The organism is Mesorhizobium sp. LSHC412B00 (assembly GCF_000503035.1).
Classification (GTDB): Bacteria; Pseudomonadota; Alphaproteobacteria; order Rhizobiales; family Rhizobiaceae; genus Mesorhizobium.
In genome coordinates this window covers 48,940-67,882 of sequence record NZ_AYWB01000005.1, presented here as the reverse complement: position 1 = coordinate 67,882, position 18,943 = coordinate 48,940, and the positions used below count along the sequence as shown (strand labels likewise).

Annotated in this window: 19 protein-coding genes; 9 read left to right on the top strand and 10 right to left on the bottom strand. The window is 63.1% G+C overall.

The genetic code is table 11. The features are described from left to right. Window positions 1-46: 46 nt before the first annotated feature. The 6 genes from X757_RS153345 to mdh all read right to left on the bottom strand — a co-directional run bounded on the left by X757_RS153345 (window position 47) and on the right by mdh (window position 7,149). Window positions 47-3,034 carry a 2-oxoglutarate dehydrogenase E1 component gene (locus tag X757_RS153345; protein WP_023670536.1) on the bottom strand — a complete coding sequence of 996 codons (2,988 nt, stop codon included), beginning with the start codon at window positions 3,032-3,034 and terminating at the stop codon, window positions 47-49. Window positions 3,035-3,162: 128 nt separating this feature from the next. Further along, window positions 3,163-4,068, bottom strand: coding sequence for a succinate--CoA ligase subunit alpha (gene sucD / locus X757_RS153350; protein ID WP_023699237.1), 906 nt, complete (start codon window positions 4,066-4,068; stop codon window positions 3,163-3,165). Window positions 4,069-4,080: 12 nt separating this feature from the next. Next, window positions 4,081-4,572, bottom strand: coding sequence for a DUF1579 family protein (locus X757_RS153355; RefSeq protein WP_023699238.1), 492 nt, complete (start codon window positions 4,570-4,572; stop codon window positions 4,081-4,083). A gap of 3 nt (window positions 4,573-4,575) precedes the next feature. Continuing rightward, the gene (locus X757_RS153360; protein ID WP_023706740.1) at window positions 4,576-4,947 is read right to left on the bottom strand and encodes a cupin domain-containing protein; all 372 of its coding nucleotides are present in this window, start codon (window positions 4,945-4,947) and stop codon (window positions 4,576-4,578) included. 6 nt (window positions 4,948-4,953) lie between these two features. Further along, window positions 4,954-6,147, bottom strand: coding sequence for an ADP-forming succinate--CoA ligase subunit beta (sucC, locus tag X757_RS153365; RefSeq protein ID WP_023726041.1), 1,194 nt, complete (start codon window positions 6,145-6,147; stop codon window positions 4,954-4,956). A 33-nt stretch (window positions 6,148-6,180) separates the two neighbouring features. Next, window positions 6,181-7,149, bottom strand: coding sequence for a malate dehydrogenase (mdh, locus tag X757_RS153370; RefSeq protein ID WP_023726040.1), 969 nt, complete (start codon window positions 7,147-7,149; stop codon window positions 6,181-6,183). 234 nt (window positions 7,150-7,383) lie between these two features. On the opposite strand from mdh, the gene X757_RS01000000164750 reads away from it, so the two are divergent. Beyond that, window positions 7,384-7,752: a GNAT family N-acetyltransferase gene (locus X757_RS01000000164750; RefSeq protein WP_245275053.1), complete on the top strand. Its 369-nt coding sequence runs from the start codon at window positions 7,384-7,386 to the stop codon at window positions 7,750-7,752. Window positions 7,753-8,021: 269 nt separating this feature from the next. Here the strand turns inward: X757_RS01000000164750 and zapE are convergent, their stop codons facing one another. Beyond that, window positions 8,022-9,206 (bottom strand): cell division protein ZapE, encoded by a 1,185-nt coding sequence (zapE, locus tag X757_RS153375; RefSeq protein WP_023726039.1) that lies wholly within the window; start codon window positions 9,204-9,206, stop codon window positions 8,022-8,024. Window positions 9,207-9,390: 184 nt separating this feature from the next. Continuing rightward, window positions 9,391-9,930, bottom strand: a complete 540-nt coding sequence (locus X757_RS153380) for a protease inhibitor Inh/omp19 family protein (protein WP_023687689.1) — start codon at window positions 9,928-9,930, stop codon at window positions 9,391-9,393. A 422-nt stretch (window positions 9,931-10,352) separates the two neighbouring features. Here X757_RS153380 and X757_RS153385 point away from each other — a divergent pair, with 422 nt between their 5' ends. From X757_RS153385 to X757_RS153420, 8 genes are all read left to right on the top strand, one after another. Then, window positions 10,353-10,919 (top strand): hypothetical protein, encoded by a 567-nt coding sequence (locus tag X757_RS153385; RefSeq protein WP_023726038.1) that lies wholly within the window; start codon window positions 10,353-10,355, stop codon window positions 10,917-10,919. A 94-nt stretch (window positions 10,920-11,013) separates the two neighbouring features. Continuing rightward, a complete protein-coding gene (locus X757_RS1000000166450; protein ID WP_023683859.1) occupies window positions 11,014-11,175 on the top strand; it encodes a DUF1328 family protein in 162 nt (53 codons plus the stop codon). Window positions 11,176-11,248: 73 nt separating this feature from the next. Further along, window positions 11,249-12,133, top strand: coding sequence for a diaminopimelate epimerase (gene dapF / locus X757_RS153395; protein WP_023726037.1), 885 nt, complete (start codon window positions 11,249-11,251; stop codon window positions 12,131-12,133). After that, complete coding sequence (gene mtaB / locus X757_RS153400; protein WP_031251240.1) at window positions 12,133-13,452, top strand: tRNA (N(6)-L-threonylcarbamoyladenosine(37)-C(2))-methylthiotransferase MtaB; 1,320 nt, start codon at window positions 12,133-12,135, stop codon at window positions 13,450-13,452. Before dapF ends, mtaB begins: the two co-directional genes overlap by 1 nt. 278 nt (window positions 13,453-13,730) lie before the next feature. Continuing rightward, window positions 13,731-15,428 carry a signal recognition particle-docking protein FtsY gene (gene ftsY / locus X757_RS1000000169680; protein WP_373432833.1) on the top strand — a complete coding sequence of 566 codons (1,698 nt, stop codon included), beginning with the start codon at window positions 13,731-13,733 and terminating at the stop codon, window positions 15,426-15,428. Between the two features lie 61 nt (window positions 15,429-15,489). Continuing rightward, on the top strand, window positions 15,490-16,161 hold the full coding sequence (locus X757_RS153410; protein WP_023726033.1) for a septation protein A: 672 nt from the start codon (window positions 15,490-15,492) through the stop codon (window positions 16,159-16,161). A 67-nt stretch (window positions 16,162-16,228) separates the two neighbouring features. After that, entirely contained in the window at window positions 16,229-16,849 is a 621-nt protein-coding gene (locus X757_RS153415; RefSeq protein WP_023726032.1) for a pyridoxamine 5'-phosphate oxidase family protein, read from the top strand. A 59-nt stretch (window positions 16,850-16,908) separates the two neighbouring features. Next, the gene (locus tag X757_RS153420; RefSeq protein ID WP_023726031.1) at window positions 16,909-17,457 is read left to right on the top strand and encodes an NADPH-dependent FMN reductase; all 549 of its coding nucleotides are present in this window, start codon (window positions 16,909-16,911) and stop codon (window positions 17,455-17,457) included. 83 nt (window positions 17,458-17,540) lie between these two features. Here the strand turns inward: X757_RS153420 and X757_RS153425 are convergent, their stop codons facing one another. Further along, window positions 17,541-17,747, bottom strand: a complete 207-nt coding sequence (locus tag X757_RS153425) for a 4-oxalocrotonate tautomerase family protein (RefSeq protein ID WP_023683852.1) — start codon at window positions 17,745-17,747, stop codon at window positions 17,541-17,543. A gap of 165 nt (window positions 17,748-17,912) precedes the next feature. Then, a complete protein-coding gene (locus tag X757_RS153430; protein WP_023671738.1) occupies window positions 17,913-18,833 on the bottom strand; it encodes an SMP-30/gluconolactonase/LRE family protein in 921 nt (306 codons plus the stop codon). Between the last annotated feature and the right edge of the window lie 110 nt (window positions 18,834-18,943).

The window sequence follows — 18,943 nt, the reverse complement described above, 5'->3', positions numbered from 1 at the left end:
TGCCTGTTCCGTTTCTTCTCTGTCTGTTCTATTCGCCGGGTTTGTTCTATTCGCCGAGCGCGTCTTCGAGCAGGGCGGCGAGCTGCGCCAAATGCTTCGACATCAAGCCGGTCGCCGGCGATGCCGCCGCAGGACGTCCGGTATAGCGCACCCGCTGGTGCTTGGCGTCGATATGCGCCAGCACCCATTCCAGATACGGATCGATGAACGACCAGGCGCCCATATTCTTGGGTTCCTCCTGGCACCACACCATCTCGGCATTGCGGAAGCGCGACAGTTCGGTGATCAGCGCCTTGGCCGGGAACGGATAGAGCTGTTCGACGCGCAAGAGATAGATGTCGTTGATGCCGCGCTTCTCGCGTTCCTCGTACAGGTCGTAATAGACCTTGCCCGAGCACAGCACGACGCGGCGGATTTTGGAATCCTTGGTGAGCTTGATCGCCTGGTTCTGCAACAGCTGGGCGTCGTCCCACAACAGCCGGTGGAACGAGCTTTCGCCCGAAATCTCCGGCAGCGTCGACACTGCCCGCTTGTGGCGCAGCAGCGACTTCGGCGTCATCAGGATCAGCGGCTTGCGGAAGTCGCGCTTCAGTTGCCGGCGCAATATGTGGAAGTAGTTTGCCGGCGTGGTGCAGTTGGCGACTTGCATATTGTCTTCGGCGCAGAGCTGCAGGAAACGCTCGAGCCGGGCCGAGGAATGTTCCGGCCCCTGGCCCTCATAGCCATGCGGCAGCAGGCAGACCAGGCCCGACATGCGCAGCCACTTGCGCTCGCCCGACGAGATAAACTGGTCGAACACCACCTGGGCGCCGTTGGCGAAATCGCCGAACTGCGCTTCCCAGAGCGTCAGCGCCTTAGGCTCGGCCAGGCTGTAGCCATACTCGAAGCCGAGCACCGCCTCTTCCGACAGCATCGAGTTGATGACTTCGTAGCCGGCCTGTGCGGCCGAGAGATTGTTGAGCGGGATGTAGCGGGTCTCGTCGCGCTGGTCGTAGAGCACGGAATGGCGCTGCGAGAAGGTGCCGCGTTCTGAATCCTGGCCGGAGAGCCGGATCGGATTGCCGTCGAGCAGGATGGCGCCGAAGGCCAGCGCCTCGGCCGTCGACCAGTCGATGCCTTCGCCGGAGTCGATCGCCTGGCGGCGGTTTTCGAGGAAGCGGATGATGGTCTTGTGCGCCTCGAAACCTTTCGGCACCTCGGTCAGTTTCTTGCCGATGTCCTTCAGCACCTTGACCGGCACGGCGGTCTTGCCGCGGCGCTGTTCGTCCTGGTTGTCGGCGGTGCGCAAACCAGACCAGGCGCCGTCCAGCCAGTCGGCCTTGTTGGGCTTGTAGTGCTGGCCGACTTCCCATTCGGACTCCAGATGGGCGCGCCAGTCGGCCTTCATCTTGTCGAGTTCGGCCTGGCTGATATGGCCCTCGGCGATCAGCCGGTCGCCATAGATCTGCACCGTCGTCTTGTGGTTGCGGATGTTGGCGTACATGATCGGCTGCGTGAAGGCCGGTTCGTCGCCCTCATTGTGGCCGAAGCGGCGATAGCAGAACATGTCCACCACCACCGGCTTGTGGAACTTCATGCGAAATTCGATCGCCACCTTGGTGGCATGCACCACCGCTTCCGGGTCGTCGCCATTGACGTGGAAGATCGGCGCCTCGATCATCTTGGCGACGTCGGACGGATAGGGCGACGAGCGCGAGAAGCGCGGATTGGTGGTGAAGCCGATCTGGTTGTTGATGATGAAATGCAGCGTGCCGGCGACGCGGTGGCCGCGCAGGCCCGACAGGCCGAGAATTTCCGCGATTACGCCCTGGCCAGCAAAGGCGGCGTCGCCATGCAGAAGCAGCGGCAGCACCTTGGCGCGCTCTTCCAGCGGCACGATCTCCTCGCGGCTGCGGCCGAACAGATAGTCCTGCTTGGCGCGCGCCTTGCCCATCACAACCGGATCGACGATTTCCAGATGCGAAGGATTGGCGGTCAGCGACAGATGCACCTTGTTGCCGTCGAATTCGCGGTCCGACGAGGCGCCGAGATGGTACTTGACGTCGCCCGAGCCCTCGACCTCGTCAGGAGCGGCCGAGCCGCCCTTGAATTCGTGGAAGATGGCGCGATGCGGTTTGGCCATCACCTGGGACAGCACGTTCAGCCGGCCGCGATGCGCCATGCCGAGCACGATCTCCTTCATGCCGAGCTGGCCGCCGCGCTTGATGATCTGCTCCAGCGCCGGGATCAGGCCTTCGCTGCCATCGAGGCCGAAGCGCTTGGTACCCTTGTACTTGACATCGATGAACTGCTCGAAGCCTTCGGCCTCGACCAGCTTCTGCAGGATCGCTTTTTTTCCCGTAGCGGTGAAGGAAATCTCCTTGTCAGCACCTTCGATGCGCGCCTGGATCCAGGCCTTCTCCTCGGGGTCGGAAATGTGCATGAACTCGACACCGAGCGTCGAGCAATAGGTGCGGGTCAGGATCTCCAGCATCTGCCGGATGGTGCCGAATTCGAGGCCGAGCACATTGTCGAGGAAGATCGGCCGGTCGTAGTCGGCTGCGGTGAAACCGTAATTCTCCGGGGACAGCTCGTTATAGTCCTCAAGCGGCTTGGCGATGCCGAGCGGGTCGAGATTGGCATGCAGATGGCCGCGCATGCGGAAGGCGCGGATCATCATGATGGCGCGCACCGAATCGCGCGTCGCCTGATGCACGTCGGCATCCGACAGCACGACGCCATTGGTGACCGCCTTGTCCTTGACCTTCTTTTCCAGATGCTTCTCGACGATGCCCCAATTGCCGTCGAGCGCCGACACCAGTTCGCCATTGGCCTGCAGCGGCCAGGAGGGCTTTGCCCAGGAAGCGCCCTTGGCGTTCTTGCGCACATCGCCGGCGTCGTCCTTCAGCCCGGCGAAAAAATCCTGCCATTCGGGGTTTACCGACTCTGGATCATCCTCATAGGACGCGTACAGCGCGTCGATATAGTCGGCATTGCCGCCATAGAGGAAAGAGGTGAGCGAAAATTGGTCGTTGGCCTGATCTTGTCTTGCCATTTTTGTCCGCGGAGCCTGGCTCCGTCTCCTTTTCAAAAGCGAATAGTGAGTAGCGAATAGCGAGTAGGGATTTTTCCCGGGTCGCGCCGTTACTCTCTTTTCCCTATTCGCTATTCACTACTCGCTACTCACTTGGCCTTGATCGCCTCGACCAGCGTCGTGCCCAGACGCGCCGGCGATGGCGATACTTTAATGCCGGCCGATTCCATCGCCGCGATCTTGTCTTCCGCGCCGCCCTTGCCGCCGGAGATGACCGCGCCCGCATGGCCCATGGTGCGACCGGCCGGCGCGGTGCGCCCGGCGATGAAGCCCGCCATCGGCTTTTTGCGGCCGCGTTTGGCCTCGTCCTTGAGGAACTGCGCGGCGTCTTCCTCGGCCGAACCGCCGATCTCGCCGATCATGATGATCGACTTGGTCTCGTCGTCGGCGAGGAACATCTCGAGCACGTCAATGAACTCGGTGCCTTTGACGGGGTCGCCGCCGATACCGACGGCGGTCGTCTGGCCGAGGCCGACATTTGTGGTCTGGAACACTGCCTCATAGGTAAGCGTTCCCGAGCGCGAAACAACGCCGACCGAGCCTTTGCGGAAGATGTTGCCGGGCATGATGCCGATCTTGCATTCGTCGGGGGTGAGCACACCAGGGCAGTTCGGGCCGATCAGCCGCGAGGTCGAGCGGTCGAGCCGCGCCTTGACCCTGACCATGTCCATCACCGGAATGCCTTCGGTGATGCAGACGATCAGCGGGATCTCGGCTTCGATGGCTTCGAGGATGGCTTCGGCGGCGCCCGCCGGCGGCACATAGACGACCGAGGCGTTGGCGCCGGTCTTTTCCTTGCCCTCGGCGACCGAGGCGAAGATCGGCAGGTTTTCGCCCTTGGCGCCGGTCCAGGTCTCGCCACCCTTCTTTGGATGGATACCGCCCACCATCCTGGTGCCGTGATAGGCCAGCGCCTGTTCGGTGTGGAACGTGCCGGTCTTGCCGGTCAGGCCCTGCACCAGCACCTTGGTGTTCTTGTCGATGAGAATGGACATCGGAGCCCTTTTCTAAAAACCGTTGATCGAGGAAGGCGAGACGCGCCGGTAGACGCCGCTCACCATGTCTTGCCAGCTGTCGCTGCCGGCAGGTTTGAAATGCAATCGCATGCGGTAGGCATCGGCATTGTCGAAAATATATGTGACCCGCGCGGAACCGCGCGGCGACGACCGATCAAGAGTGAGCTCGCTGCCGTTCCATGCGCCTGTGGCCGGCGAGGCCGGCACAAAGCCCATGGAATCGAACTGGTGCATGGTGACGAGGCTGTTTTGCTGATCGAATCCGAACACTGAGTGCGAGCCGAACGAGACCGTGCCGTCGCGGCGCTGGCGATAGCGCTGCACCACGAACAGGCCGCCGAACTGTGCCTCCCCCAGCACTTCCGACGTCGCCGGTCCACCATCGGCCCATTGTGTTTCCGCCACCTCTTCCTCGCCGCGCCACGCGCCGACCAGCGCCTGCAGGCGCTGGTGATCGGCCGAGAGCAAGGAGAACGCGTTCATGGGTCAGAGCCGCTTCAGGTCGGAGACGGTGAGGTCGCTCTTGGCGTTGCCGGTGTTGAGCGTCGTTGCCGGCTCGAACATCAGCACCACCGGCTCGGCGGTCAGCGACCGCGGCCGGTGCTCGACGCCCTTCGGCACGACAATGAAATCGCCCTCGCCGAGCTCGACCGGGCCGTCGCGAAAATCGATGGCGATCTTGCCCCGCAGCACGAGAAAAGCCTCGTCCTCATGCTCGTGTGCATGCCAATCGAAGGTCTCGCCGAACTTGGCGACCTTCGCCTGGCTGTCATTGACGTCGCCGGCGATATGCGGATCGAAGACCTTGGTGATCGTTCGATCCGCCGCCTCGACCAGGTTTATCTTGCGCGGAGGCATTCGCCTTCAGCCCTTCACCGCCGCCACGATCTTCTTGGCTGCGTCATCGAGATCGTCGGCCGACACCACGTTCAGGCCGCTGTCGTTGATGATCTTCTTGCCGAGCTCGGCATTGGTGCCTTCAAGACGCACCACCAGCGGCACTTCCAGGCCGACTTCCTTGACTGCGGCAATGACGCCCTCGGCGATGATGTCGCACTTCATGATGCCGCCGAAGATGTTGATCAGTATGCCTTTGACGGCCGGATCCTTGGTGATGATCTTGAACGCCGCCGTCACCTTCTCCTTCGACGCGCCGCCGCCGACATCGAGGAAGTTGGCGGGCTCGGCGCCGTAGAGCTTGATGATGTCCATAGTCGCCATGGCGAGGCCGGCGCCATTGACCATGCAGCCGATATTGCCGTCGAGCGCGACATAGGCGAGGTCGTATTTCGACGCCTCGATCTCCTTCTCGTCCTCTTCGGTGGTGTCGCGCAGTTCCATCAGTTCGGGGTGGCGGAAGAGAGCGTTGTTGTCGAACGACACCTTGGCGTCCAGCACGCGCAGGCGGCCGTTTTTCATCACGATCAGCGGGTTGACCTCGAGCAGGCTCATGTCCTTCTCGACAAAGGCCTTGTAGAGGATCGGGAACAGCGTGCCGGCATCCTTGGCGGCATCGCCGGTGAGGCCCAGCGCTTCCACCAATATGTCGACGTCGATGGTCGTCACGCCGGCCAGCGGATCGATGGCGCGGGTGATGATCTTTTCCGGTGTGTCGTGGGCGACGCCTTCAATGTCCATGCCGCCCTCGGTCGAGACGACGAAAGCGATGCGGCCGACCGAGCGGTCGACCAGGATCGACAGATAAAGCTCGCGATCGATGTCGGCGCCGTCCTCGATATAGAGGCGGTTGACCTGCTTGCCGGCGGGGCCGGTCTGCTTGGTCACCAGCGTGTGGCCGAGCATCTCATTGGCGTTGGCAACGACTTCGGCAACCGACTTAGCCAGCCGCACGCCGCCCTTTGCGTCGGGCGACAGTTCCTTGAACTTCCCCTTGCCGCGGCCGCCGGCATGGATTTGGCTCTTCACCACATAGAGCGGACCGGGAAGCGCTTGTGCCGCGGCTTCCGCTTCGCTTGCCTTGAACACCGGCACGCCTTCGGCCACCGGCGCGCCAAACGACTTCAGCAGCGCCTTGCCTTGATATTCATGGATGTTCATCTGGACGGTCTCCGGATCGGCTGCTTTGGGGGATTACTTCGAGGCGAGGTGCGGGGCGATCTTGACGCAGGCCTCGGTCAGGCCCTGCACCGTCGCCACCGAAGCGTCGAACATCTTCTGCTCGGCCTTGTTGAGGTCGATCTCGATGATGCGCTCGACGCCGCCGGCGCCGATCACAACGGGAACGCCGACATAGGTGCCCTTGACGCCATACTGGCCCGAGAGATGCGCCGCGCAAGGCAGCACGCGCTTCTTGTCCTTGAGGTAGGATTCGGCCATCGAGATCGCCGAGGCGGCCGGCGCATAGTAGGCCGAGCCGGTCTTGAGCAGACCGACGATCTCGGCGCCGCCGTCGCGGGTGCGCTGGACGATCTGGTCGAGCTTTTCCTTCGAGGTCCAGCCCATCTTGATGAGATCGGGCAACGGAATGCCTGACACAGTGGAGTAGCGGATCATCGGCACCATGGAATCGCCGTGGCCGCCGAGCACGAAGGCGGTAACGTCCTCGACCGAGACCTTGAATTCCTCGGCGAGGAAATAGCGGAAGCGCGCGCTGTCGAGCACGCCGGCCATGCCGACGACATGGGTCTTGGGCAGGCCGGAAAACTTCTGCAGCGCCCAGACCATGGCGTCGAGCGGGTTGGTGATGCAGATGACGAAGGCCTTGGGTGCATATTTCTTCAGCCCGGCGCCGACCTGTTCCATGACCTTGAGGTTGATGCCCAGCAGATCGTCGCGGCTCATGCCTGGCTTGCGCGGCACGCCCGCGGTGACGATGCAAACGTCGGCGCCCTCGATGCCGGCATAATCATTGACGCCGGTCAGCCGGGAATCAAAACCGTCGACCGGCGACGACTGCGCGATATCGAGCCCCTTGCCTTGCGGAATGCCCTCGGCAATATCGAACAGCACCACGTCGCCGAGGTCCTTGAGGCCGATCATGTGAGCGAGCGTGCCGCCGATCATGCCGGAGCCGATGAGCGCTATCTTGTTGCGTGCCATGTGAGGAAATTTTCCCTTTGTCTGTGACGACGCCCAAAATCCCTGGCGATCTGTTGACGGCGTCGAGGAAGAGGCCGGAATGCTATGGTCTCAGCTAGATTTCGCCGCATCCAGTAGCCCCGGTGGAAAATATATTCAAACGATTATTTTCGAGTGAATGATTTCAATCGGTTAGAAACATTGGGACTTACGTAAACGTCAAAGTTTGTAAGCCGATTTGGGAGATTTTACACAATGAGCGTGGAAATCAGAAGATTATATCCAGGCGATGACGCCCTTGTGAAGCGCATCGCCGGGGACGTGTTCGACGAGCCGGTCCGGGCAGACAGGCTTGCTGCCTACCTCGCCTCATCATCAGGTCATCTCATGATCGTGGCATTGGCCGACGGCGTCGTCGACCAATGCCCCACAATCATCCACCGCCATCCCGACAAGGTCAACGGACTCTACATCGACGAAGTCGGCGTCTCACCCGCCTACCAGCGCCAAGGCATCGCGCGAAAAATGCTCGACGCGATGTTCGCGCTCGGCCGCGAGCAAAGGTTGCGGCGAAGCCTGTGTTGGAACCGAGCCGGACAATGTTCCATCGCGCGGGCTTTATGAAAAACGCAGGGAGGAGCATGGGCAGGCGGAGGCGTTTGTAATGTATGCGTATGACCTTTAGGCGTCGACGGGACAGCGCCCCCCTCTGCCTTGCCAGGCATCTCCCCCACGAGGGGGGAGATCGGACGTCACGCGACCTTTCGCCAATCTCCAATGGCCGCAGGAATGAGCGGAGCGCCGAAACCGCCAATCTCCCCCCGTGTGGGGGAGATGTCCGGCAGGACAGAGGGGGGCGCGAAGGATCACTACATAATGACCTCTTCGAACCCTCAGACCTGCACTTCCGCCTTCGCCTTTTGCCGTTCCGCCCAGTCCTGCAGCCAATCCCGGCTCTGCATTTCGATCAGCCGCGAGGCCGTGCGCTCGAATTCGAACACCTCGTTGCCGCGCCTGGCCGTATAGAGCTCAGGGGGCGAGGCATCGGCGCTTACCACCAGCCGCGTGTGATGATCGTAGAGCGTGTCTATCAGGAGGATGAAGCGCTTGGCCTCGTTGCGCTTGCCTTCGCCCAGCACCGGCACGTGATCGATGAAGACGGTCGAGAAGCGGCCGGCAATCGCCAGAAAATCGCGCGCGCCGAGCGGCTTTTCGCAGAGATCGGCGAAGGAAAACCGCGCCGCATTGCCGGAAGCAGCCGGTATTCTCACCTGCCGCCCCTTGAGCGTCAGCGCGGTCTCGGCCGTTGCCGCCCCGTGCGTCATCGCCTGCCAGGCTTCGTCGAGCATACGATCGGCTTCGGCATCCGCCGGCGTGACATAGACAGGCGTGCGGGCGAGCTTTTCCAGCCTGTAGTCCTTGTCGGCATCAAGCGTCAGCACATGGGCGTGGCGCTCGAGAATGCTGATGAAGGGCAGGAAGAGCTGGCGGTTCAGCCCGTCGCGATAAAGGTCCTGCGGCGCGACATTCGAGGTGGCGACCAGAACCACGCCGTTGGCGAACAGCGCCGAAAACAGCCGCGACAGGACCATCGCATCGGCAATGTCGGTGACCGAAAACTCATCGAAGCACAGCACCCAGGCCTGTTCGGCAAGCTGAAGCGCGACCGGCGGGATCGGGTCGTCCTCCTTGACGTCGCCGTTCTTGCGCGCCTGCCGGTGCTTCTGGATGCGGTCCTGCACATCGGCCATGAAGTCGTTGAAATGAACGCGGCGCTTGCGCCTGACCGGCAACAGCTCGAAGAACATATCCATCAGCATGGTCTTGCCGCGACCGACGCCGCCATGAATGTAGAGGCCCTGGACGACCTCGCGCGTCTCGCGCTTGCGGGCAAACAGCCAGCCGAGCGCGCTCGACTTGTGCGCCAGCCGCTTGACCGAGATCTCGTCGGTCAGCCGGTCGAGCGCGGCGGCGATGCGCTCCTGCGCAGGATCGCGCTCGATGGCGCCGGTTGCGACCAGATGGTCGTAGCGCTGCCTGACGGTCGCATGGGTCTGGAGGCAGTCACGCAGATGCATCGGTCACGTCGCTTACTTTGAGCGGATTGCTCCAGGAAAGATCAGGGTGTGTTGAGGTTCAGGTCAGGCCGAGCCGAGAATGGTGGCTCCTGAGAACCGGAGCGGAGCGTACTTAAGTACGCACCGGAAGCGCAGGAAGCCGCCGTTCGCAGGCCGGCCTCACCTGAATATCAGCATACCCTGCCTACCTTGTAAGCGATATCGGCAAGCCGTTGGTAGTCTGGCCGTCGAATTTCGAACCGCCCGAGGAATAGAGCCGCGCCAGCGTGCCGCCATTCTCGTCATAGAGCGTCAGCTGCTTGCCGGCGACGTTCCACGATTTGATGCCGTCGATGGGCGGCGGGCAATGCAGCGGCCCGGCGCGGAAGCCGGCGCCGAATTTGGTCTGCGGCGTCGCCACCTTGCAGCTCTGTCCGGACACGCTGGCGTTCCAGACGCCGGCAACGCTCGCAGCGGTAAGGTCGGAGGCTCCGGCCGGCGCCGATCCGTCCGGCGGCAGCGAGGCGACCTGCGCGCCTGCCGGCGCGGTCGGGAATTGCGATGGGTCGGTGGTGCCCGGCGCTGCCGGGGGCGGCAGTTGGCTTCCGCTCACCGTGCCGGCGGGCGCGGGCTGCAGCGGGGCGGGCTGCTGGTCATCCATCGATGAAAAACGCGAGGTCGAACAGCCGCTCGCAACGAGCGCTGCCAGCGATACGGCCATCAGCCCGCTTCTCGAAAAAATCATTCCAACCTCCGTCGGATCCGGCTGGGGGGAAGCCGTCCGCACAATCTCACCCCTCACCAAGATGGAGAAGGTGGCGAAATTTCAACCCGATATGGTTAAAATAGGGTTTGCACCACGAATTGTTGTAAATTTGTCGCAAAATGGCTGGCGGACAAAAGGCATGTCTTCGCTCTAGCGCGGTTCCAACCGGTACATTGGTTGCGAAAGCGGCACCGGAGCCCGCAGCAGGTCGGCGCATCGGCGGTCGAGCGCAACTGCCGGCGCAAAACTGACTGAAGCGCTTGAGGCGCAAGGCCTGGCGCGTGAGCGGTTTCGCGCCTTCCGTCCGGGACGTTCCCGAGATCGAGCGCGGCTGAAGTCTGCATTTGGCCGTTTACGGCACTGCCGTTTTAGCCGATGTTCTATCGCAACAGGGGGAACAGATGAAATCAATCTTGGCAGTTTTGATCGCGCTGGTAATTTCGACGCCGGCCGCTTTCGCGGGCGAAATCTCCGATCGCGCCGCTGAAGCCGAAAAGGCACTGCAGGCGGGTGATGGCGCCGGCGCGCTGGACAAATTCCGCAGCGCCGAGGACGCTCTGTGGCAAGCGATGCCGCTTGGCGTGCAAAATGTGAAGCATATCCTGTCGGCCAGCGGGTTCGGCGCCTACGCCGAGCGCCCGAACCATGTCTACAAGCCGGGCGAAGAGATTGTGCTTTATATGGAGCCGGTCGGTTACGGCTACGGCTCGGATGGGCTCGGCAACAACCAGATCGCGCTTTACGTTGACCTTACCGTGCTTTCCCAGTCGGGCGAGAAGCTGGGCAGCGTCGAAAAGCTTGGCCGGGTCCAGCTCGCCTCGCGCTCGCATAACCGAGAGATGTTCTTCAAATTAAACGTCTCCCTGGATGGCGTTCCCCCCGGCAAATACCGCGCGGATTTCCTCATGCACGACGAGAACTCGCCAAAGACGGCGCCTTTCACGACCGACTTCGAGATTGCCGAATAGCGCGCCCAGTCGGAGAGAGCCTCGCGGCAAGAGGGAACCAGAGCGCGGCAGATGCGTTCTTAGGCCGCTGCAGTCAATTTGCGAGGCATTGTCCATGATCAAATGGATCATCATTCTTCTCATCGTTGCTGCCGCCGCCAGCCTGCTCGGCATGCCGGCGCTGGCCGGTGCCGCCGCCACCGGCGCGCGCGTGCTGATCGGCATCGTTCTCGTCATCTTCCTGCTGATCGTGCTCGGCGTTTTCGCGGTAACCTAGACGCAGCCCACACTGGTAATTCCCGCCCGTTTCCGCCATATAGCGGCGAAACGTACAGGAATTACCTCAGATCATGGCAGGCACTGCCCCCTTCGCCAAGATGAACGGCATCGGCAACGAAATCATCGTCGCCGACATGCGTGGCCGTGCCGATAGGGTCACGGCGGCGTCGGCTGTCGCGCTGAACGCCGATGCGGCGACCAGGTTCGACCAGATCATGGCGATCCACGATTCGCGCACGCCGGGCACCGCCTTTTACATCGACATCTTGAATTCCGACGGCTCGGGCGCGCAGGCCTGCGGCAACGGCATGCGCTGTGTCGTCCAGGCGCTGGCTGCCGAAACCGGCCAGAAGACTTTCACCTTCGAGACCCGCGCCGGCATCCTCAACGCCGTCGAACATGCCGACGGCACCATCTCGGTCGACATGGGCACTCCGCGCTTTGGCTGGCAGGACATTCCGTTGGCCGAGGAATTCCGCGACACCCGCATGATCGAGTTGCAGATCGGCCCCATCGACGCGCCGGTGCTGCATTCGCCTTCGGCTCTCTCGATGGGCAACCCTCACGCTATCTTCTGGGTCGACAACGATGTCTGGTCCTACGAACTCGAGCGTTTCGGCCCGCTGCTCGAAAACCATCCGATCTTCCCCGAGCGCGCCAACATCACCATCGCCCAGGTAACATCGCCGGAGACGATGATCATCCGCACCTGGGAGCGCGGCGCCGGCCTGACCAGGGCTTGCGGCTCGGCCGCTTGCGCTTCCGTCGTCGCCGCTGCCCGCACCCGGCGCACCGGCCGCAGCGTTACGCTGATGACGCCCGGCGGCGGCTCGCTCCATGTGAAATGGCGCGACGACGACCACGTCATCCTGACCGGCGCTGCCGAATGGGAGTTTTCCGGCAATTTCGATCCGTCGACCGGCACCTGGGCCCGCGACACCGAAAGCGCGGCCTGATGTCTGCACTTGCCGATACCAAGGGCCCCAACTCCCAAGGCATAGACGTCGTCACCTTTGGCTGCCGTCTCAACACCTATGAATCCGAAGTGATGCGCCGCGAGGCCGAAAGCGCAGGTCTCGGCGCGCTCAAAGGCGGCGCCATTATCTTCAACACCTGCGCCGTCACCGCCGAAGCGGTGCGCCAGGCCAGGCAGTCGATCAGAAAGGCCCGCCGCGAAAATCCGGCGGCGCGCATCATCGTCACCGGCTGCGCCGCGCAAACCGAACCGCAGAATTTTGCCGCCATGGACGAGGTCGACCTCGTGCTTGGCAACGAAGAGAAGCTGAAGGCCAACTCCTACCGCGCGCTGCCGGATTTCGGCGTCAACGACACCGAAAAGGCGCGCGTCAACGACATTTTCTCGGTGCGCGAGACCGCCGGCCACATGGTCGACGCCATTGAGGGCCGGGCGCGTGCTTTCGTCCAGGTGCAGAATGGCTGCGACCATCGCTGCACCTTCTGCATCATCCCCTATGGCCGCGGCAACTCACGCTCGGTGCCGATGGGCGCCGTGGTCGAGCAGGTCAAGCGTCTCGTCGGCAACGGCTACGCCGAGATCGTGCTGACCGGCGTCGACATGACCTCTTTCGGCGCCGACCTGCCGGGCGCGCCGAAGCTGGGAAAGCTGGTGAAGACCATCCTGAAGCAGGTGCCTGATGTGAGGCGGCTGCGGCTGTCCTCCATCGATTCGATCGAGGCCGACGACGATCTGCTGGACGCCATCGCCACCGAGCCCAGGCTGATGCCGCATCTGCATCTGTCGCTGCAATCAGGTGACGACATGATCCTGAAGCGCATGAAGCGCAGGCATTTGCGCGACCAGTCGATCCGCTTCTGCGAGGATGTGCGCAAATTGCGCCCGGCAATCGTCTTCGGCGCCGACATCATCGCCGGCTTCCCGACCGAGACCGAGGAAATGTTTCAGAATTCGATAAAGATCGTCGAGGAATGTGGGCTGACGCACCTGCATGTCTTCCCGTTTTCGCCGCGCGAAGGCACGCCCGCCGCGCGCATGCCGCAGGTCCGCCGCGAATTGGTCAAGCAGCGCGCGGCCCAGCTGCGCGCCGCTGGTGAGGCTGCGTATCGCCGCCATCTGTCGTCGCTTCCCGGAACGCGCCAAACGATCCTTATCGAGCGCGACGGCGTCGGCCGCACCGAAGGGTTCACGCTTGCCGGGCTCGGCACAGGCGCGCCGGGCGAGATCGTCGAGGCAGACATCACCGGCCATGACGGCGTGCGCCTGATAGCGGCCCCGCTCACTGCCCGCGCCGCCTGAGACGATTGAAGCATGGCCGGTTTTTTCAAGAACATATTTTCGTTCGGCAAGAAGGAAGTCGTCGAGGAGCGCATCGACGAAACCGCTCCCCTGCCGCCGATCAAATGGGATGCGCTTGAGGCGCTGAAGCCGGCGGCCGAGCAGGTCGTTCCGGAGTTCTTGAAGCGCGAGGAGCCCGAGCCGCCGACGCCCCACCCTCCCCTCGATGGGGAGGGTCNGAGAGCGCCGACGCCGACGCCACTCACCCCCACCCCCAAGCTTCGCTTGGGGCCTCCCCCATCGAGGGGGAGGTAAAGCCTGCGCCGCAGTCGGCGCCAGAAGAACCGAAGCCCGAACCCACGCCGACCATCCCGCCCGCGCCGGAACCGGTCGTCCCATCCGAGCCGGAACCGTTGCCGGAGCCCGCGCCGGTAGAAGAACCGCAGCCTGAGCCGGAGATACCCGAGCCGCCTGCACCGGAAGAAGTTCCTGCGCCGCCAGCCGTTCCGGAGCCGGCTCCCGAGCCGCAGCCCCAAGAAGTGCCGCCGGCGCCGGCCGAGCCGGAGATCGAACCATCGCGTCCGGAACCGCAGCTGGAGCCCGCTCCCGTCGAAGTGCCGACGCCTGCCGAGACTCCAGCAGAACCGGCCGCCCCGATCGAAGTGCCGCAACCGTCCGCGCCTCCCGCACAGCCTACCTCAGAGGTCAGCGCCGCCCCTCATCCGCCTGCCGGCACCTTCTCCCCGTATAGCCACGGGGAGAAGGACGAGGCGCCCCACCCTCCCCTCGATGGGGAGGGTCGACGCGAAGCGGCGGGGTGGGGTGATGGCGCCGACGCCAGCGCAAATCACCCCCACCCCCAAGCTTCGCTTGGGACCTCCCCCATCAAGGGGGAGGTAAAGCGCACGTCGGTTGAAGCTGTACCCGCGCCGGTCGAAGCCAAGACCATCGTTGCCGAGCTAGCGCCCGCGCCGGCCCCGCAACCTTCGCCACAGTCAAAACCAGCTCCCGGCAAAGTCACCGTCACCAAAAAGGTCGAGCAGAAAGCCGAGCCGCAAAAGAAGCCCGAACCGGCGCCGCGACGCTCCTGGTTCCAGCGCATGCGCGACGGGCTTGCCCGCTCCTCGAAAGAACTCACCGGCAACATTGCCGGCGTCTTCACCAAGCGAAAGCTCGACGAAGAGACGCTACAGGACCTCGAAGACGTGCTGATCCGCGCCGATCTCGGCATGGAAACAGCCTTGCGCGTCACCGATGCGCTCGCCGCCAGCCGCTATGGCAAGGATGTCTCCGTCGCGGATGTCCGCACCATCATGGCGGCCGAGGTGGAGAAGGTGCTGGCCCATGTCGCCATGCCGCTGGAGCTCGACCTGTCGCACAAGCCGCATGTCATTCTGGTGGTCGGCGTCAACGGCACCGGCAAGACCACGACCATCGGCAAGCTCGCCGCCAAACTGACCGATGGTGGCCTGTCGGTGATGCTGGCCGCCGGCGACACGTTTCGCGCTGCGGCCATCGAGCAGCTGAAGATCTGGGGCGAGAGGACGAAGTCGCCGGTCATCGCCTCGAAGATAGGCGCGGATGCCGCCGGCCTCGCCTACGACGCTTTCGAACGCGCCAAGGAGGCCGGCTCCGACGTACTGATCATCGACACCGCCGGCCGGCTGCAAAACAAGACCGAACTGATGGCGGAGCTGGAAAAGATCGTGCGCGTGCTGGGCAAGCTCGATCCGGAAGCGCCGCATACCGTGCTGCAGACGGTCGACGCCACCACCGGCCAGAATGCGCTCAATCAGGTCGAGATCTTCCGCAATGTCGCCGGCGTCAACGGCCTGGTGATGACCAAGCTGGACGGCTCGGCGCGCGGCGGTATTCTGGTCGCGATCGCGGCAAAGCACAAACTGCCGGTCTACTTCATCGGCGTCGGCGAACAGGTCGACGACCTCGAACCATTCTCGGCCGGCGAATTCGCCAGGGCGATCGCCGGCGTGGCGTAACAGGCAATGATCCCGAAGAGCTGACGGCTTTTTGGACAAGATCATGCGTCAGAAGGAAGTCATGAACTCACCCATCCTCGAACGCGACCCGTCCGATCCGCGAAAGAAGAAAGAAAGCGTCAATCCGCTGCTCAAGCTGGTGCTGGAACTCGGGCCGCTGATGGTGTTCTTCTTCGCCAATGCACGCGGCGCCTGGCTGGTGCAGAAATTTCCTGTCCTGGCCGAATTCGGCGGGCCGATCTTCGTCGCCACCGGCCTTTTCATGGCGGCGACGGCGATCGCGCTGATCGCCTCCTGGCTGCTGCTGCGCACCTTGCCGATCATGCCGATGGTCTCGGGCGTCGTCGTCTTCATCTTCGGCGCGCTGACGCTCTATCTGCAGGACGACGTGTTCATCAAGATGAAGCCGACCATCGTCAACACCCTGTTCGGCGGCGTGCTGCTCGGCGGTCTGTATTTCGGCCGATCGCTGCTCGGCTATGTCTTCGATTCGGCCTTTCGCCTCGATGCCGAAGGCTGGCGCAAGCTGACTTTCCGCTGGGGCCTGTTCTTCCTGTTCCTGGCTCTTGCCAATGAAGTGGTGTGGCGGAATTTTTCCACCGACTTCTGGGTTACCTTCAAGGTCTGGGGCATCATGCCGATCACCCTGTTGTTCACCTTCAGCCAGATGCCGCTGATCCTGCACCATTCGATCGAGGATAAGACCGAGAAGGTGGAAGAAGCCGGCAAGTAGAGCAATTCCAGGAAAAGTGTGAAGCGGTTTTCCGTCCGGAATTGCGTCCGAATAAACGGAGACGGCCATGGAATTCGTTACCACGCGCGATGAACTGAGGGCGATCTACAAAACGCCGCGGCCGACCGACGCATCGATGCGCAAGGAGCTCAAGGCGCTTGACGGCCACTGCCGCTCCTTCATCGGCAAGAACCCTTTCGTGCTGATTGGTTCTTCCGACGGCGCCGGAAATTCCGACGTGACGCCGAAAGGCGACAGACCGGGCTTTGCCCTTGTCCTCGACGACAGGACCATCGCCATTCCCGACCGGCCCGGCAACAACCGGCTGGACACGCTGGAAAACATCCTGCTCAACCCTTCGGTCGGGCTGCTTTTTCTCATCCCCGGCATGAACGAGACGCTGCGCATCAATGGCGACGCCCGCATAACCGTCGATGCCGGTTTGCGCGAGCGCCTCACCGTCGACGGCAAGCAACCGCAAAGCGTCGTCGTGGTGAGCGTCAAGGCCGCTTACATGCACTGCGCCAAGGCCTTCATGCGCTCCGAATTGTGGAAGCCGGACAGCTGGCACGACCGCGCGACGTTGCCGACGCTGGGTCAGATCCTGTCCGATCAGATGGCGCATGCCGAAACTGCCGACGATTTCGACCGCTCGCTGGACGAAGCCTACAGCAAGACCCTGTGGTAGATTTCGGGTACGATTCGCCATTGCGGTCCTTTGCCGGTTTTCCCTAGCCCTGTTTGCCCTTGATCGAACTCCTCGCCATCTCCGGCAGCCTGCGCGCCGCCTCGACCAATTCGGCGCTGCTGGCGGCGCTGTCCGCGAACGCGCCTTCGGATTGCCGCGTAACTGTCTATGACGGGCTCGGCCTGCTGCCGATCTTCAACCCGGATGACGAAGGCGAGCGCACACCGGCCGAGGCCATGCGGCTGATCGATGCCGTCACCAGCGCCGACGGCATCATCCTCTCCTGCCCCGAATATGCCCATGGCGTGCCCGGCGGCATGAAAAACGCGCTCGACTGGCTGGTCTCGCGCGACGCCGCAGTCGCCAAGCCCGCCATGCTGGCCCACGCCTCCGCGCGCTCGCTCTACGCCCGCGCCGCGCTGGCCGAGATCATGCGCACCATGTCGTTCGCGCTTTGTGAGAATGCGGTTCTGGAGATTGCCTTGCTCGGCAAGAAACCGCCGGAGATGGAAGCGATCCTGGGAGAGGACGAGAACCTGCGGACCATGCGCGAAGCGGTGCAGGTTTTCGCGAGTTTTATACGCGCAAACGTTGCCTCGTCATCCTAGGGCGGAGCAAGGAGCGAAGCGACGCGGCGCAGACCCTAGGATGACGAACGAAAGGGTGCGGCGCACCCCAACGTGCCGCTGTGCTACCCCTTCCGCAACGTCTCGACATCGGTCACACCGACATACCAGTCGCGCGCGTTGACCTCTTCGAACACCACCCAGACGTCGTCATTGCTAAGCCCGGTGGCGTCCATGATGGCCGCCGTGACCTTTTTGGCAATGTCGGCCTTCTTGCCAGCGGGATCAGCGGCGATCACTTCCTTGACGATGCGGATGTTGACGAATGGCATGATGTCCTCCCCTTGAAGTGTGTCTGATACCGCCGCCGCTGGGCGGCTTCGAAATCCGCTCCGGCGAACCGCTTGGCGGTGGTTCCGGCGGCCGCAGCGCAACAGGCGCCGCCGGCAGGCGCAGAAACGCCATCAAGGGCCGCCAGAGAAGCGTTTGCAGCAGCCTCAATACGTCTTCGCCCCGTTCACCATCAGCCGCACCATGTAGAGCGACGTGGTGCCGGCGATGTAGAGGCAGTTCAGCTTGTTGCCGCCGAACACGCAATTGGCGGTCACTTCCGGCACCTTGACCTTGCCGATCAGCGTGCCGTCGGGATCGTAGCAATGGATGCCGTCGGCGGCACTGGTCCAGATGCGGCCGGCCTCGTCGAGCCGGAAGCCGTCGAACAGGCCGGCCGTGCAGTCGGCGAACACCTTGCCGCCCGACACCTTCTTGCCGTGCTTGCCGACGTTGAAGACCCGCATATGCGCCGGATTCTGCGCGCCATGCGTGCGGCCGGTGTCGACGACATAGAGCTGGCTTTCATCGAGCGAAAAGGCAAGCCCGTTCGGCCGGACCATGTCGGTGATGACGGCCTCGACCTCGCCCGTATCCGGATCGACCCGGTAGACATTGCAAGCGCCGATCTCGCTTTCGGCCTTGTCGCCCTCATAGTCGGTGTCGATGCCGTAGCTCGGATCGGTGAACCAGATCGAGCCGTCGGATTTCACGACCGCGTCATTGGGCGAATTCAGCCGCTTGCCTTTCCATTCGGCCGCGATGGTGGTGACGGAACCGTCATGCTCGGTGCGGCTGACGCGGCGGCCGGAATGCTCGCACGTCACCAGTCGGCCCTGGCGGTCGACGGTGTTGCCGTTGGAATTGCCGGAGGGCTGACGGAAGACGCTCACATTGCCGTCGGTCTCGTCATAGCGCAGCATCCGGTTGTTGGGGATGTCGGACCAGACGACATAGCGGCCGGCGGCGAACCAGGCCGGCCCTTCCGCCCACTGACATCCGGTAAACAGCTTTTCCACCTGGGCGTTGCCGTTGAACAGCCGCGCGAAACGCGGATCGAGAATTTCGTAATAGTCTGCGGTCGCCATGCATTTCCTCCGGGCATCACGTGACGCGCGGATCAAGCCAGCCTGCGGGCGCGATGGCAAGGTGGCGCAGGCGCAATTTGTAAGACAAAAGGTGCCCGGCCGGCATGGCC

Bases quoted from the DNA above. Each gene is read 5' to 3' on its own strand.
- X757_RS153345 (WP_023670536.1), bottom strand. From the start codon at position 3,034: ATGGCAAGACAAGATCAGGCCAACGACCAATTTTCGCTCACCTCTTTC.
- sucD (WP_023699237.1), bottom strand. From the start codon at position 4,068: ATGTCCATTCTCATCGACAAGAACACCAAGGTGCTGGTGCAGGGCCTG.
- X757_RS153355 (WP_023699238.1), bottom strand. From the start codon at position 4,572: ATGAACGCGTTCTCCTTGCTCTCGGCCGATCACCAGCGCCTGCAGGCG.
- X757_RS153360 (WP_023706740.1), bottom strand. From the start codon at position 4,947: ATGCCTCCGCGCAAGATAAACCTGGTCGAGGCGGCGGATCGAACGATC.
- sucC (WP_023726041.1), bottom strand. From the start codon at position 6,147: ATGAACATCCATGAATATCAAGGCAAGGCGCTGCTGAAGTCGTTTGGC.
- mdh (WP_023726040.1), bottom strand. From the start codon at position 7,149: ATGGCACGCAACAAGATAGCGCTCATCGGCTCCGGCATGATCGGCGGC.
- X757_RS01000000164750 (WP_245275053.1), top strand. From the start codon at position 7,384: ATGAGCGTGGAAATCAGAAGATTATATCCAGGCGATGACGCCCTTGTG.
- zapE (WP_023726039.1), bottom strand. From the start codon at position 9,206: ATGCATCTGCGTGACTGCCTCCAGACCCATGCGACCGTCAGGCAGCGC.
- X757_RS153380 (WP_023687689.1), bottom strand. From the start codon at position 9,930: ATGATTTTTTCGAGAAGCGGGCTGATGGCCGTATCGCTGGCAGCGCTC.
- X757_RS153385 (WP_023726038.1), top strand. From the start codon at position 10,353: ATGAAATCAATCTTGGCAGTTTTGATCGCGCTGGTAATTTCGACGCCG.
- X757_RS1000000166450 (WP_023683859.1), top strand. From the start codon at position 11,014: ATGATCAAATGGATCATCATTCTTCTCATCGTTGCTGCCGCCGCCAGC.
- dapF (WP_023726037.1), top strand. From the start codon at position 11,249: ATGGCAGGCACTGCCCCCTTCGCCAAGATGAACGGCATCGGCAACGAA.
- mtaB (WP_031251240.1), top strand. From the start codon at position 12,133: ATGTCTGCACTTGCCGATACCAAGGGCCCCAACTCCCAAGGCATAGAC.
- X757_RS153410 (WP_023726033.1), top strand. From the start codon at position 15,490: ATGAACTCACCCATCCTCGAACGCGACCCGTCCGATCCGCGAAAGAAG.
- X757_RS153415 (WP_023726032.1), top strand. From the start codon at position 16,229: ATGGAATTCGTTACCACGCGCGATGAACTGAGGGCGATCTACAAAACG.
- X757_RS153425 (WP_023683852.1), bottom strand. From the start codon at position 17,747: ATGCCATTCGTCAACATCCGCATCGTCAAGGAAGTGATCGCCGCTGAT.
- X757_RS153430 (WP_023671738.1), bottom strand. From the start codon at position 18,833: ATGGCGACCGCAGACTATTACGAAATTCTCGATCCGCGTTTCGCGCGG.